The organism is Proteiniclasticum sp., assembly GCF_032054185.1.
Classification (GTDB): domain Bacteria; phylum Bacillota; class Clostridia; order Clostridiales; family Clostridiaceae; genus Proteiniclasticum.
Genome location: NZ_DAMBTF010000038.1, coordinates 1 through 15,714, shown reverse-complemented (window position 1 = coordinate 15,714; position 15,714 = coordinate 1). Strand labels below are relative to the sequence as shown.

The following is a 15,714-nucleotide window of genomic DNA, read 5'->3' as shown; positions in this document are numbered from 1 at the left end:
TCTTATGGTTCAATCTTTTTTTGTTTGTTGCAATTAATTATACAATCGGCCATATATCTTCTATTACAGAAAAGACTCAGATACAATGTATCTGAGTCCTGATGTTTATGATGCGATTTTCTCTTCTTTGTTTTCCAGATATTCATCAAAGCTGCAAAGCTTATCGTAGAAACTCTCTGGTGTAACTTCAATTACACGATTAGCCACCGTCTGATTGAACTGATGATCGTGACATGAGAACAGCAGTACACCCTTGAAATCGATAAGACCATTATTGACAGCTGTAATGGACTCCAGGTCCAGATGGTTTGTAGGCTGATCTACAATAAGAAGATTTGCAGTAGAAAGCATGAGCTTTGAAAGCATACATCTTACTCTTTCACCACCGGATAGGACATTCGCTTCTTTCAAAGCTTCTTCGCCCGAGAAGAGCATTCTTCCAAGGAATCCACGGAGATAGGTTTCACTCTTTTCTTCTGAATACTGTCTCATCCAGTCAACAAGATTCAGATTGACTTCATTGAAGTAAGAACCGTTGTCTCTTGGGAAGTACCCCTTAGTGATGGTTACACCGTAGCGGAAACAGCCGGAATCAGCTTCAATCTCACCTGCAAGTATTTTAAATAAAGTACTCACCGAGATATCATTTCCAGTAAACGCGATCTTGTCATCTCTGCCTACGATAAATGATACATTATCCAGCACCTTTACTCCATCAATGGACTTTGTGAGATTCTCCACAATAAGAATATCATTTCCGACTTCTCTCTCAGGCTTGAACCCGACAAAAGGATACCTTCTGTTGGATACCGCGATGTCGTCAAGTGAAATCTTATCCAGCAGTTTCTTCCTTGAAGTCGCCTGCTTGGACTTTGAGGCATTAGCGGAGAATCTGGTGATAAAATTCTGAAGGTCTCTGATTTTTTCTTCCTTCTTCTTGTTTGAATCTTTCATCAGCTGTGTCATCAGCTGACTGGATTCATACCAGAAGTCATAATTTCCCATGTAGATTCTGATTTTACCGAAGTCCACGTCACAGATGTGTGTACAGATCATATTCAGGAAATGTCTGTCATGGGATACAACGATGACGGTTCCTTCAAAGTCTGCCAGATAATTTTCAAGCCAGGTAATTGAAGGCAGATCAAGGTCATTTGTAGGCTCATCAAGTATAAGCACTTCAGGCTTACCGAATAATGCCTGCGCAAGAAGAACTTTCACCTTATCTCCACTTTCAAGTTCGCTCAGGATCTTTTCATGTCTGTCTGTACCAAGACCCAGTCCAAGAAGCAGTGAAGCCGCTTCTGACTCTGCTTCCCATCCGTTAAGGTCAGCAAACTCGCCTTCCAGAACAGATGCTTTGATTCCGTCTTCATCGGTGAAATCTTCCTTGCTGTAGATTTCATCCTTTTCTTTCATAATCTCATAAAGTCTTTCATTTCCACGGATAACGGTATCGATAACTTTGTCGTTATCAAACTGAAAATGATCCTGCTTAAGCACAGACATTCTCATATCCTTTCCTAGAAACACATCGCCAGTATTCGGTTCTATTTCACCAGATAGAATCTTGAGAAATGTTGATTTACCCGCTCCATTCGCACCGATAACGCCATAGCAGTTACCTGACGTGAACTTAATATTGACATCGTCGAAGAGTTTTCTCCCTCCAAAACGAAGACTTACATTACTTACATTTAACATTTTATTATTCACTCCATATTATCTTAATTCTTTCACACAAATTATGATTATACCATGAATCTCAATATAAATGAACTCTTTTCAACACCTTTACAAATAAATGTGAAATTTAACTGAAACAGAATCATATTGATGTCATACATGTGTTAAAAGCATGAATTCAGCACCCTCAGATTATATTCACTAGGCTATTTTAATGGAAATTCAATAAATAAAAGTCATAATTCCTTCATTTTTGCAATTATCTGACATATTATTGACAATAAATATTCTTACTGTTAAAACTGAATTAACAAATCCTTTCTCATTCGAATTTGGAGGTGTATCAATGGAAACCGACTTTAATCTTTTAGAAGATGATGCCTTGTCTAAAGATAGATTGTCCAAGCTTGATGCATACATCGACAGCATGGAAGACAAAGAAGGTATGCTGATTCATATCCTGCACCGTGCTCAGCACCTGTTCGGATATCTCCCCCCTGAACTACAGCTCTATATTGCCCGAAGGATCAATATACCTGCAGCGAATGTTTATGGTGTCGTCTCCTTCTATTCCTACTTTACACAGACTAAGCGTGGTGATCATACAGTAAGTATCTGTATGGGTACCGCATGCTTCGTCAAGGGTGCTGAACAGGTCAGAGATGCTCTGATGAAAGAACTCAAAGTAAAGGTCGATGAAACTACGAAAGATGATCAATTCACCTTGAAAGAAATCCGATGTATCGGCGCCTGCGGACTCGCACCTGCCATAATGGTGGACGATAAGGTTTACGGGCATATGAACGATGAGAATGTGAAAACAGTTCTTATTACCTATAAAGGTGTGTGAGTGAGATGATTAGAAGTAAGGAAGAGCTGATAAGAATAAAGAATCAATATAAGGACATCAGACTTCTGCGTCTGACCGGAGGCGGAAAGAGCAGGCGCACCGAACTAATGGTAGGCCTTGCCACGTGCGGGATTGCGGCAGGCGGCAAAGAAATTTATGACATCCTTGAAAAGACAATAACTGAATTGAACATCGATTATGTAGATCTCATCAAGGTCGGCTGTGTCGGTTCCTGCTACTGCGAGCCTACAGTGCAGGTCAATGTACCAGGTCATGCACCTGTCTATTACGGTTATGTAGACCCTGAATCTGCACGCAGGATCATTCTGGAACATGTCGTCAAACATGAGATCGTCAAAGACAAAGTTGTCCAGATGAGTTTCAACCATACTGACCCGCCTGGCGCGAAAAAAAGACAGTTCAGAATCGCCCTTAGAAACTGCGGTAATCTGGACCCGGAAGACATCAGACAATATATCGCTTTTGACGGCTATGAAGCCCTTTCCGATATTCTGATGACCGATACGCCTCAAGAGGTCATCGATACCCTGAAACAGAGTGGTCTGAGAGGACGAGGCGGTGGCGGTTTTCCTACCGGTATTAAGTGGCAGGCGACCTATGATCAGAAAAATCCTGAAAAATATATGATCTGCAATGCCGATGAAGGCGATCCTGGCGCATACATGGACAGATCTGTTCTTGAAGGTGATCCTCACAGTGTACTTGAAGGAATGATCATCGGAGGATACGCAACCGGAGCAAATCATGGAATCGTCTATATACGAGCTGAATATCCTCTGGCAATCGAAAGGCTCAATAATGCCATCCTGCAGGCACGGGAATACGGTTTTCTCGGTAAAGATATTTTCGGAAGCGGTTTTAATTTTGATGTTGAAATCCGGCTTGGTGCCGGTGCATTCGTCTGTGGTGAGGAGACTGCACTCATTCATTCTGTTGAAGGAAAGCGTGGGGAGCCAACTAAGAAACCGCCTTATCCATCCGAAGAAGGCTATCACGGTAAGCCTACTACAGTAAACAACGTCGAAACCCTGGCAAACATTCCGGAAATTTTCAGTAAAGGTGCAGAGTGGTTCTCAAATATCGGTGTTGGACGTTCAAAAGGAACAAAGGTATTCGCACTTGTCGGTAAAGTCAAAAATGTTGGTCTGGTTGAAGTGCCTATGGGTACTACACTCAGAGAGATTATTTATGATATCGGAGGGGGAATCAGCGGGAATAAGAAGTTCAAGGCTGTACAGACAGGTGGTCCTTCCGGAGGTGTGATCTCAGGAGAGTATCTGGACACGCCAATCGAATATGAATCTCTGAGGGCATTGGGCACAATGATGGGATCTGGCGGTATGATCGTTATGGATGAAGATAACTGCATGGTGGATATCGCAAAATTCTATCTCAAGTTCACCATGGACGAGTCCTGCGGTAAGTGCACGCCTTGCCGAATCGGAACCAAACGTCTTTATGAACTTCTCGATGGCATCACTACCGGAAAAGCTGGCGAGAACGTACTCGATCAGCTGGATTCCCTGGGCAGCAACATCCGATATTCCGCTCTTTGCGGACTTGGACAGACGGCGCCCAACCCGGTATTAAGCACCATGAAATACTTTGAAGAAGAGTACCGCATGCATGTAGAAGAGAAGAAATGCCCCACAGGAGTCTGCAAAGGACTCTTCCGCTACAGCATCATTCCTGAAAACTGTGTGGGGTGCACCGCATGCAGAAGAGTATGTCCGGTAGGATGTATCGCCGGTCATCCCAAACAGGTCCACTTCATCGATCTCAATATCTGTATTTCCTGTGGTGCCTGCTTTGATGCCTGCAAGTTCAATGCGATTAAAAAGGCTTAGGTGAAAAGAATGAATGAGATAAAAGAAAAAGTGAATGTTCGAATCAACGGTCAGGATCTCGTTGTGGATAAAGGAACGACGATACATGAGGCTGCGAAACTTGTCAATGCGGATATCCCGACACTCTGTCATCTCAATCTCGAAGGATTCGGAATGGTCAACCGTACAGCATCCTGCCGTGTATGCATGGTAGAAGTTGTCGGCAGGCAGGCTCTGTCTCCTTCCTGCTCCGAATATGTGACTGAAGGAATGGACATTGTTACAGACTCCCTTAAAGCCGTTTCGGCACGTAGAATGAATCTGGAGCTTCTCATTTCCAATCATCCTATGGAATGCCTGACATGCAGAAAGAATCTTCAGTGTGACCTTCAGGCTCTGGCAAAGAAACTGGGTATATACGACATTCCGTTTACCGGAGAGAAGATGAGTCGTCCACTGGATAAAAGTTCATTCGCCCTGGTGAAGGACCCCGATAAATGCATCATGTGCAGACGCTGTGAAACCATGTGTAACGAAGTTCAGACCTGCGGTATCCTTTCAGCTAACTCAAGGGGATTCGACACATTCGTCGGTCCTGCCTTCAATCTTGATATGGCAGATACCTCCTGCACGTTCTGCGGACAGTGTGTTGCGGTCTGTCCTACCGGTTCGCTTTCCGAGATCAATAACATGCACAAAGTCTGGTCTGCACTTCTAAGACACGACAAACACGTTGTGGTTCAGGTAGCTCCAGCCGTAAGAGTAGCCATTGGAGAAATGTTCGATATGGAACCAGGTTCGATTACTACAGGTCAGCTTGCCAGCGTATTTCGCCGTATGGGCTTCAACGGTGCTTTCGACACAGACTGGGCAGCGGATCTGACCATCATCGAAGAAGCATCAGAGCTGATCCATAGAATTCAGCATGGTGGAAAGCTACCCATTCTGACCAGCTGCTGCCCTGCATGGGTGAGATTTTTCGAGTATCAGTTTCCTGATATGCTCGATATTCCATCCACATGCAAGTCCCCGCAGATCATGATGGGAACCATCATAAAAACTTACTATGCAGAGAAAATGAATATTGCCCCAGAAGACATTCTGGTTGTTTCTGTAATGCCCTGTATCGCCAAGAAAGCCGAAGTTCAGAGAGAAGAACTCAGGATCGGAGAACTTCATGATGTGGACTGGGTAATCACCACAAGAGAGCTTGGATATATGCTTAAGGAAGCAGGCATTGATTTTAAAACCCTTCCCGATAGCGAATTTGATCAGATTCTCGGCGAAAGCACAGGCGCTTCCGTGATATTCGGGTCAACTGGAGGTGTCATTGAAGCTGCAGTACGTACCGCTTATGAGTGGTTGACCCACGAAGAACTCGAAGATGTAGACTTCAAACAGCTTAGAGGGCTTGAGGGAATCCGTTCGGCCAGTGTCCGAATCAACGACATGGATCTCAAGATCGGTATCGCTCATGGTCTTGGTAATGCAAGAAAAATGCTTGAAGGAATCAGAAGCGGTGAACTGGACTTTCATGCCATTGAAATTATGGCCTGTCCCGGAGGCTGTATAGGTGGTGGTGGGCAGCCCTACCATCATGGAAATATGGACATCATCCGGAAAAGACAGGAAGCCATATACCGAGAAGATGCAGGTAAAGCAAGAAGAAAATCCCATGAAAATGAAATGGTCATGAAGCTGTATAGAGAATATCTTGGTGAGCCCTACGGTGATAAAGCCCATGAACTTCTTCATACCTCCTATACCGGCAAGAAGATGATCTAGGTTACATCTATGAATCCTTTCAATAGAACCATGAGGCACTTCACTCAGACGAAGTGCCTCACTTTTTACCGGACATCTACACCTGATATCCACAATAATTGATTGTACGCAATTAATTTTCTGCAATGTATTGAGATATCTGTCACGATGCGTTATGATATTTATGGAACATTTTAAGTGAAAATTATGTTCGTTATGAGACACTACTTATATAAATAGAAATTAGGAGGCATGAAAAGTGTATAGTGTACGAGAAATATCCCCCCAGATTTATTGGATAGGAGGAAATGACAGGAGGCTGGAACTGTTCGAGAACTTATTCCCGCTTACTAATGGGGTTTCATATAACTCATATCTTATCCTGGATGAAAAGACAGCTATAGTTGATACAGTCGATGATGCGATCACTGATCAGTATCTTGAGAATATTGAACATCTGATGCAGGGAAGAGAACTCGACTATCTCATCATCAATCATATGGAGCCTGATCATTGCGGAAACATCGAAAATATCATCAGAAGATATCCCAACGTAAAGGTAGTTGGAAATAACAAGTCATTCCAGCTATTTGGACAGTTTTATAATATGGATATCACAAAGAACCAGATGCTTGTAGGTGAAGGCGATGAACTCAGTCTTGGAAAGCATAATCTGAAATTCATCTGTGCTCCAATGGTCCATTGGCCTGAAGTCATGATGAACTTCGAAACCACAACTGGTATTCTTTTCTCTGCAGATGCATTTGGAACATTCGGTGCACTGACTGGAAATATATTTGATGATGAAGTGGATTATAAGGGTCTTTATCTGGAAGAAGCCAGAAGATACTATGCAAATATCGTCGGTAAGTTCGGCGCACAGGTTCAGTCTGTATTCAAAAAGATCGGTTCATATGATATCAAAATGATCTGTTCACTTCATGGTCCTATTTTCAGAAAAGATCTTAAACTCATTCTGGATCTTTATGACAAATGGTCCAGATACGAGGCGGAAAAAGAAGGCGTTGTCATATTCTACGGTACAATGTACGGCAATACGGCTAATACAGCTGATGCACTCGCAAATAAGCTTGCAGACCGTGGAGTTCAGGATATCAGAGTTTATGATGTCTCAAAAACTCATCCTTCATACATCATTTCCGACATATGGAAATACAGCCATCTGGTAGCCGCAGCACCGACATACAACATGGGACTCTATTATCCGATGGACAATCTTCTTCATGAAATGATCGCCCTTGGAGTCAAGAACCGTAAAGTTTCCATCATCGGAAATCACAGCTGGGCAAGCGCTGCAAACAAACTGATGACCGAGAGATTCGCTTCCATGAAAAATATGGAAATCATCGGCAATACATTCGACATGAAATCAAGGCTGAAAGACAACCAGGAAAATATGCTTGATGAACTTGCTGATGCCATTGCAGCATCAGTGCTGAAAAAATAGAATAACTTAACAATGAGCCGGAAAAATCCGGCTCATTTTCATTTCTCATCTTGTATTAAATCTCTTCATGCCTTGCATCTCTCCAAGGAGAATCAGATTATCGATCTGGTTGAACCTTCCCTCTCTAATCGTGTTTTCGATGGCATTGACATTGATCATCAGTTCATAATCAAGATGCGCTTTATTATCTCTGAAATCCAGTTTCTGGGACAGGATGAAATTAAGATTGGATGACAGCTGATAACGAACGAACTCCTTCTCCTGCTCACTGAACATTGAAAGCATTCTTGTGAGGGTACGTGCTGCACCGAGGGAATGAATGGTTCCGATTATACCATGACCGGCTTCTGCGGCAGTCACTGCTGCCTTAAGCGAATTGAGTGTCCTGATTTCTCCTATGACGATATAATCAGGACTCTGTCTCAGTGCATCCTGAATACCCTGATCAAAGCCCGAAAAGTCTTTCCCCAGCTCTCTTTGTGTCACTACCCCTACATGGGGTGAGTACTTATATTCTACGGGATCTTCAAGTGTAATGATATGCGCTTTTTCCTTTTTCAGTATTCCGTCGGTGACTGCTGCCATGGTGGTCGATTTTCCCGCTCCCGTTCTTCCCACGATGAGGGACAGTCCCCTCTTCCTGATGACACGGTCGGACAGATCTTCAGGCAGTCCAAGTTCCGCAAGAGATTTTATCCTGTCACTGATGACCCGGATAACCGCACAACGCATGCCCATGGATGAAAAACAGTTTACACGGTATCTCCCAAGATATTCGAAGGAGACATCTATCCCCTGAGCACTGCCGAGGTATTCATGGACATATTCAGCCGGTTTAAGAAATGAGGTGAATTTCTCCAGTTCACTCCTGCTCGTAATGAATCCGCTTTCATACAGTTCACCATGAATTCTGAACATGACTTTCTGATCTTCTTTCAGGACGATATCCGAAGCACCAAGCCTTCTGGATTCTTCTAAAACAGATTTAATGCATCTATCCATAATTCCTGACTCTTCATCGCCTGATTGAGCAGCATACTCTCTCCATTGATCACCTGAAGTCCAAGGCTGGTTCCATATCTTAAGAAAGCGGAATGCATGGGCTCATAATTCAGGTCATAAAGGATATTTTCAGAACTGTAACTTCTGATATCTATAGGCATTTCATCATTATCAACGTTGCCTAGTTTAGTGCAGTTTATCACCAGTGCGTAAGGTGAAATATCATATACTTCATCCAGTGGTGTGATACTGAGTGTTTCAGGAAATTCTTTTTTTCTCGCTTCAGACCTGAATGACATATGGATTCTGGCATCAAGTTTCTTCAGAGCAGTATACACCGCCTTTGCAGCGCCTCCGCTCCCTAGAATGAGGACATCCTTTCCTTTTACCGAAACGCGGTTATCTGTCAGTGACTGCATAAAACCATATACATCGGTGTTATATCCGATTCTCCATCCATTTTTGATCACCACTGTATTGACTGCACCGCATTCCAATGCTGTGGAATCAAGCTCATGAATATAACTGATGATCTCTTCTTTATAAGGAATCGTCACGTTAAAGCCGATGATTCCCCTGCTTGTCAGTAAATCTATAAAAGATCTGATCTCTTCTCGAGGCAGATCGAACAGTTCATAACTGATTTCCATTCTTTTGTTCTGATACAGTCTTTCATGTATCTCAGGGGATTTTGAATAAGATATTCTTCTTCCAAGAAGTCCGGTTCTTCTCATGTTTTCAGTCTCCTTTCCTCTTTGAGGTCTTATCTTATTATGCGATATTATTCAGCATAATAAACAAAGGGAGCATTGCTCCCCTGTTAACGTTCTATTAATTTTACTTGAGGATTTCCGTGACATCGGGCTTCTCTGCTTCTTCAAGCGGCTTGTCCGCCAGACTCTGTTTGACGGTAGAAACCAGTATATCTATCGCTACGCGATTTTTCCCGCCTTCAGGTACGATGAGATCCGCATATCTTTTTGTCGGTTCGATGAACTGAAGGTGCATTGGTCTTACTACACCAAGATACTGGTCGATTACCGATTCAAGTGTTCTTCCACGATCTCTGATGTCGCGAGTCAGTCTTCTGAGAATACGGATATCCGCATCGGTATCCACATAGATCTTGATATCAAACAGATTTCTCAGACGTTCATCTTCCAGAATCAGAATTCCCTCAACAATGATGATGTCTTTTGATTCTTCACGCACGGTTTCTTTTTTTCTGTTGTGGATGGTAAAATCGTAGATCGGCATATCGATGGCTTCGCCCCTTACCAGGGTTTCCAGATGCTCAATGAGAAGTGGTGTATCAAATGCGTGAGGATGATCGTAATTGGTTTTTGTCCGTTCTTCAAAGGTCATATCGCTCTGATCTTTATAGTATGAATCCTGCATGATGATGCAGATGCTTTCCTTTTTGAAGTTGCGGTAAATGGCCTTGGCCACTGTACTCTTTCCCGATCCTGTTCCACCTGTTATTCCAATAAGTAAAGGCTTTCTCATAATCAATCTTCCTTCTCTTTAATCAGTATATCATTGGGATAAAGTCTTACTGAAGATACTGCGGTGAAATCCATAGCCGCTTTATTTGCAACTTCGATTTCATTTCCCTCATCATCCATAAATGCTGTGATTTCTGTTTCTATTATATCACCACTAGGTCTCATTATCTTCAATATGTCACCGGGATAAACTCTGTTTTTCTGACCGATTAGATATCTGCCGTCTTCAAGCTCTTCCTTGACGATGGCAATAAGTTCATGGGTTCTGACATAAGTGCTGGAACCATAAACTTCAGAGTTCCCTCTTCCGTAATAGAAACCGGTAAAATATTCCCTGTGGCTGACCATACTGAGGATGTCCATCCATTTTTCGTCATATGCATAAGTCTTTGGATTTTCAAAATAGCGGTCGATGGCTTCTCGGTATGCCTTTACGATGGCAGCGACATAAAACTCCGACTTCATTCGGCCTTCTATCTTAAGAGACTGCAGACCGGACTGTATAAGATCCGGAATATGTTCAATCATGCAGAGATCCTTGGAGTTCATGATATAGGTACCACGTTCATCTTCATTGATCTCCATGTATTCTCCAGGACGTTTCTCTTCAACAAGATGATATTTGTACCTGCATGGCTGTGCACATGCACCACGATTGGCATCTCTTCCCGTCATGTAATTGGACAGAAGGCATCTTCCCGAGTACGCCATACACATTGATCCGTGGACAAATGCTTCAAGTTCAAGATCTTCAGGGATATTCCCGTGAATTTCTCTGATTTCCTTCAGTGAGAGCTCTCTTGCAAGGATGATCCGCTTCACACCCATTTTATGCCAGAAAATTGCAGATCGGGAGTTGACATTATTCGCCTGAGTGGACAGATGAAGTTCCATTTCCGGAACCACTTCTTTTGCCGTCATGATGATTCCCGGGTCCGACACAATAAGTGCATCCACACCAAGCTTCTCAAGCTCAAGAAGGTATCCATCAAGACCTTTCATATCACTCTCATGAGGGAAGACATTTATGGTCACATAGACCTTTCGTCCTCTGTCATGCGCATATTTCAGTCCTTCCACCATTTCATCATTTGTAAAATTATCCGAGAAAGCCCTGAGGTTAAGTCTGGCTCCTCCCATAAATACTGCATCAGCGCCATAATCAATTGCTGTTTTAAGTTTATTGAGATTCCCCGCTGGTGCGAGTAATTCCGGTTTATTCATTCGTGTCTTTCCTCCTGATTAATAACATTCCGTCCCCAACCGAAAGCAGTGAGACCATAAGATCATCCCGGCTATGTATGTACGCCAGAAATTCCTGAAGCTTTACGACATTTGTTCTGTGCTTTCTTTCTGCCGTCTCATTAACCACAAGACCCTTATACAGCACATTGTCACAAAGAATCATACCGCCTTTTCTGAGTATAGGGAGCGAAAGATCAAAATATTCTCGATAGTGGGATTTTCCAGCATCCATAAATATAAAATCAAAGCTTTCTTCAGTATTCTTAAGATAGGCTACGCAGTCTGAAAGCACAACCTTAATTCGCTTCTCCAGATGATAGAATCGGATATTCTCTTCAGCCTGAGTTTTCATATCCTCTTCTCTTTCTATTGTGACGATACCCGCTTCAGAATATAATGCCATGAGAATCGCAGAATAACCGATAGCGGTTCCAAGTTCAAGTATCCTTTCAGGCTTTGTCTGTGCCACCTGAAAGGCAAGAAGCCTTGCGGCATCCTTCAGCACGATCGGTATATAGTTGGCTCTTGCATAGTCTTCCATTGCCTGAAGTTCCGGAAAGCCACCCAGTTTCTGTATATAATCCGTCACTTTCGGATTTACTATTCCATCCATTTATCTACCTCTACATCTATTTGACCCATAAGGGTCCTAAAATTCCTATCCTATTATATATGATTTGACAGGCATTATCAAACAAAGCGGATTCAAAAGAAAAAGAATTCCCGAAATTGATGATTCAGGAATTCCATCATTCTGCCAGTCTTTATATAAATTCAGGAACCTTATCTGTCATGGAGATCCTTTCAATCCCTGTCTGGATTCATAAAAGTCTTTCCATGGATCTTCCGCTTTCATTCTGGCTTCTGCATCTTTTATCGTAATGCCTGCAGGAAGCACCTTATCCAGTTCCTCCCACGATATGGGCATGGATACGGGAGCATCTTTTCTTGCTCTTAGGGAATATGCTGTAACAGAAGTTGCACTCCTTCCGTTTCTTACCCAGTCGATGAAAATCTTACCTTTTCTCTTTTCCTTGCGCATGTTGCTCGTGTATTTGTCCGGCCATCTTTCTTCCATAGCCTGAGCGCACAGCTTGGCAAAAGCTCTTACAGTCTCCCAGTCGACAGAAGCATTAAGGGGAACCACAACATGATAGCCTTTACCTCCGCTGGTTTTCAGAAATGAAGTCAAGGACAGTTCATCAAGGATTGTCTTCATATCTCTGACCCCTTCTCTCACCTTGCTGATGTCCATACCTTCTGCCGGATCAAGATCAAACACCATCATATCGGGCTTCTCCATATCTTCGACTCTGCTGCCCCAGGCGTGGAACTCCAGTATACCCATCTGTACAGCAGAAATAATTCCCTGAATGTCACTGATATAGATATAATCTTCTTTATCTCCGCTTTTTTCTCTGACTTCTATTTTCTTCATGCCCTTACCGATTTTGTCTGCATGTTTCTGATAGAAGCATTCTCCTTCGGTTCCTTCTGGACATCTCAGGAAACTTAGAATTCTATCCTGTGTATAAGGAAGCATTCTCTCTGCAACCATAATATAGTATTTTGCCACATCTTCCTTTGTGACGCCCAGACCATCATACATGTCTTTGTCAGGACTTGTCAGTCTGATCTTATCTATCATTATGCTTTTTCGGTTTTTCTTTTCCTTATCAGCTTCTGTTACTGATTCTTTATCTCCGGTTTCTTTTTCAGGTCTGATTTCTTCAAGTTTATCTTCAGCTTCATCAACGTTTTTGATCATCTGCGGTTCTTCCAGCACAACATCTTTCGGATTTTTATCCTTTCTTAAACCCTTGAAACTTGCCTGTCTGAGCAGTTTTTCATCTGTCCATTCCTGAAATCTGATTTCAGCGATTAGCTTAGGCGACATCCAGAAAATCTCTTCGTCTTTTCGAGCATCAGGCGGATTCTCAAATGGAGATGTTTTTCGGATAACGGGCTCAAATTTCTGAGCAAGATCCTTCATGATCTTCTGCGTGAAACCTGTACCTGCACGACCTGCATAGATCAGTTCCTCGCCCTCATAATACCCCAGAAGAAGTGCACTTACACCCGATCTTTTTTTGCTGGTCAGCGTATACCCGCCGATGACAAATTCCTGTCTCATTTCGCATTTCACCTTTACCCAGTCTCCATTTCTTGACCCATGATAGAGAGAATCCGCTTTCTTGCAGATTATCCCTTCCATACCTGCGTTACATGCAGCAAGAAGAATATCCTTACCATTTCCGCTGGTATGACTACTGTAATGGAGACGTTTATCCTGGTCCACAATAATTTCGTGGAGTTTTTCCTTTCTTTCAATGAGCTTATGCTCTCTGTAGTCTTCTCCTTTGTAAGCAAGAAGATCGAAAACAACATAGGTCAATGTATGACCATTTTTACCATCAAGGTAGTTCTGAAGTTTCTGGAAATCAGTTTTTCCATTTTCATCAAAGATCACGATTTCACCATCCAGAACCATGTTTTCACCTAACTGCTCAAGTTTCTTTGCAATTTCTGAAAACTTACCGGTATAATCCTGTCCGTTTCTGGTCATAAGACGGACCTTACCGTTCTCGATATATGAGATGATCCTGTAACCGTCATATTTCAGTTCAAACACCCAGTCATCACCTGCTGGGACTTCCTTTTCCAGTTTCGCAAGCTGAACTGGAGCTTTTGTAAATGGTAGAGCCGTATCAGAGACTGAATCCGGTTCTGAATCATTCTCTTTATCTTCTCTGATCTCATCCATGGTTCTGCCTGTGCGGATGCTGGTTCCAAACTGAACGAGCGTGTCCTTTTCATTTATATGTTCATCTTTTTCCTTGATCAGCAGCCAGTTCTTATCTTCCTCACCTTCTTTAGGTTTCATGCGGACCAGCGCCCATTTACCTACGAGGCGCTCTCCATAAAGAATCATTTTTACAGAACCTTCTTTCAGACCTTTTTCCATATCTTCCTGTGATTCCCAGAAACCTTCATCGAAAAGCATTACCGTTCCTCCGCCATACTCGCCTTCAGGAATATTTCCTTCGAAATTTCTATACTCCAGGGGGTGGTCTTCAACAGCCACAGCAAGCCTTTTATCCTTCGGATTATCGGATGGTCCCTTAGGTACAGCCCAGCTGAGGAGCACTCCATCCCACTCAATTCTAAAATCAAAATGCAGTCTGGATGCTGCATGTTTCTGAACGACAAATCTGAGGCGATTTTCAGTGTGCTCTTCTTTCCCTTGAGGCTCAGAAGTTTTAGAGAAGTTTCTCTTCCTGTTATAATCTTCCAGTTTTTTTGCCATGATTATTTACTCGCTTTCTTTTTACTTGTTTCCTTCACATCTTCCTTATTACCGGCCTTCTTTGCTTCCACCGATTTCTTAAGCAGATCCATGATGTCGACGACCTTGCTTGAAGATGCTTTTTCTTCTTCCTGTTCTTCATCATCCAGAGCCTTGCCCTTCTTTTTGGACTTGGCTTCGATTCTCTTCATCACTGCATCCTTATACTCGTCTTTGTACTCTTCCGGATTCCACTCTGCCGTCATACCCTCTATAAGGCTCTCTGCCAGTTCCATTTCTTTATCGGATATCTTTACGGACTTAGGCACCTTAAGCTCTTCTACGGACTTTAAGTCGTCATGAAAGCGTATCAGATTCAGGACCAGCACATTTTCCAGACTGTATATTGCCGCAAGGTATGCCCGTGTTCTGATCACTACTCTTGCAATGGCGATTTTTTCCGTTTTTTCCAATGCTTCCCTTAGGAGGACATAAGGCTTTTCTCCCCCTTTTGTAGGCGCGATATAGTAGGGTTTCTCTAGATACATGAGACTGAGTTCATCCCTTTGGATGAATGTTTCTATATCCACTGTCTTAGTAGCTTCAACATCCGCTTTTTCAAAATCTTCATCAGTCATCACAACATAATCTCCGTCATCAAATTCATACGCTTTTACGATGTTATCCCAGGTCACTTCTTTACCCGTCGACTCATTCACTCGCTGATATTTGATCTTGCTTTCATCCCTCTTGTCGATAAGGCTGAATTTAAGATCATTGCTCTCTTCCGCAGAGTAAAGACTGACAGGGATGTTCACGAGGCCAAAAGAAATCGCACCTTTCCATATCGAACGCATACGCTCACCTCTTTCTTCTATGATCATGTTCTAAATTATCGATATTATAGCATAAGGTTTTGGACAGAATTTGAAGCCTTTTTTACAATTCAGACCGACTTCAAAATCTTTGTTCATAAGTTTAATTCTGTTCATTTTGCTCCCCTTGATTCCCGACTTTGACAGTTAATCAAACCTTTTTTCATTGAAAAACCTTGCAGATAA

General features: G+C 42.6%; 12 protein-coding genes. 4 read left to right on the top strand and 8 right to left on the bottom strand.

Going from position 1 to position 15,714, the window contains the following annotated elements; genetic code table 11:
- Nucleotides 1–105 precede the first annotated feature (105 nt).
- Nucleotides 106–1,704, bottom strand: a complete 1,599-nt coding sequence (locus tag RTX25_RS13805; RefSeq protein WP_312654498.1) for an ATP-binding cassette domain-containing protein — start codon at nucleotides 1,702–1,704, stop codon at nucleotides 106–108.
- A 328-nt stretch (nucleotides 1,705–2,032) separates the two neighbouring features.
- On the opposite strand from RTX25_RS13805, the gene RTX25_RS13800 reads away from it, so the two are divergent.
- From RTX25_RS13800 to RTX25_RS13785, 4 genes are all read left to right on the top strand, one after another.
- Nucleotides 2,033–2,536: an NAD(P)H-dependent oxidoreductase subunit E gene (locus RTX25_RS13800; RefSeq protein ID WP_312654497.1), complete on the top strand. Its 504-nt coding sequence runs from the start codon at nucleotides 2,033–2,035 to the stop codon at nucleotides 2,534–2,536.
- Between the two features lie 5 nt (nucleotides 2,537–2,541).
- Nucleotides 2,542–4,404: an NADH-quinone oxidoreductase subunit NuoF gene (locus tag RTX25_RS13795; RefSeq protein ID WP_312654496.1), complete on the top strand. Its 1,863-nt coding sequence runs from the start codon at nucleotides 2,542–2,544 to the stop codon at nucleotides 4,402–4,404.
- A gap of 9 nt (nucleotides 4,405–4,413) precedes the next feature.
- Nucleotides 4,414–6,168 (top strand): NADH-dependent [FeFe] hydrogenase, group A6, encoded by a 1,755-nt coding sequence (locus tag RTX25_RS13790; RefSeq protein WP_312654495.1) that lies wholly within the window; start codon nucleotides 4,414–4,416, stop codon nucleotides 6,166–6,168.
- A gap of 238 nt (nucleotides 6,169–6,406) precedes the next feature.
- Nucleotides 6,407–7,615, top strand: a complete 1,209-nt coding sequence (locus RTX25_RS13785; protein ID WP_312654494.1) for an FprA family A-type flavoprotein — start codon at nucleotides 6,407–6,409, stop codon at nucleotides 7,613–7,615.
- A 45-nt stretch (nucleotides 7,616–7,660) separates the two neighbouring features.
- On the opposite strand, the gene RTX25_RS13780 is transcribed toward RTX25_RS13785, so the two are convergent.
- From RTX25_RS13780 to RTX25_RS13750, 7 genes are all read right to left on the bottom strand, one after another.
- Nucleotides 7,661–8,617 (bottom strand): ATPase, T2SS/T4P/T4SS family, encoded by a 957-nt coding sequence (locus tag RTX25_RS13780; RefSeq protein ID WP_312654493.1) that lies wholly within the window; start codon nucleotides 8,615–8,617, stop codon nucleotides 7,661–7,663.
- A complete protein-coding gene (gene aroE, locus RTX25_RS13775; protein ID WP_312654492.1) occupies nucleotides 8,590–9,351 on the bottom strand; it encodes a shikimate dehydrogenase in 762 nt (253 codons plus the stop codon). The genes RTX25_RS13780 and aroE overlap by 28 nt, the downstream gene beginning before the upstream one ends.
- Before the next feature lie 103 nt (nucleotides 9,352–9,454).
- Nucleotides 9,455–10,123, bottom strand: a complete 669-nt coding sequence (udk, locus tag RTX25_RS13770; protein ID WP_312654491.1) for a uridine kinase — start codon at nucleotides 10,121–10,123, stop codon at nucleotides 9,455–9,457.
- Between the two features lie 2 nt (nucleotides 10,124–10,125).
- Complete coding sequence (locus RTX25_RS13765) at nucleotides 10,126–11,346, bottom strand: U32 family peptidase (protein ID WP_312654490.1); 1,221 nt, start codon at nucleotides 11,344–11,346, stop codon at nucleotides 10,126–10,128.
- Nucleotides 11,339–11,980 (bottom strand): O-methyltransferase, encoded by a 642-nt coding sequence (locus tag RTX25_RS13760; protein ID WP_312654489.1) that lies wholly within the window; start codon nucleotides 11,978–11,980, stop codon nucleotides 11,339–11,341. The genes RTX25_RS13765 and RTX25_RS13760 overlap by 8 nt, the downstream gene beginning before the upstream one ends.
- Nucleotides 11,981–12,157: 177 nt before the next feature.
- Nucleotides 12,158–14,674, bottom strand: a complete 2,517-nt coding sequence (gene ligD, locus RTX25_RS13755) for a DNA ligase D (RefSeq protein WP_312654488.1) — start codon at nucleotides 14,672–14,674, stop codon at nucleotides 12,158–12,160.
- Between the two features lie 2 nt (nucleotides 14,675–14,676).
- On the bottom strand, nucleotides 14,677–15,510 hold the full coding sequence (locus RTX25_RS13750; protein WP_312654487.1) for a Ku protein: 834 nt from the start codon (nucleotides 15,508–15,510) through the stop codon (nucleotides 14,677–14,679).
- Between the last annotated feature and the right edge of the window lie 204 nt (nucleotides 15,511–15,714).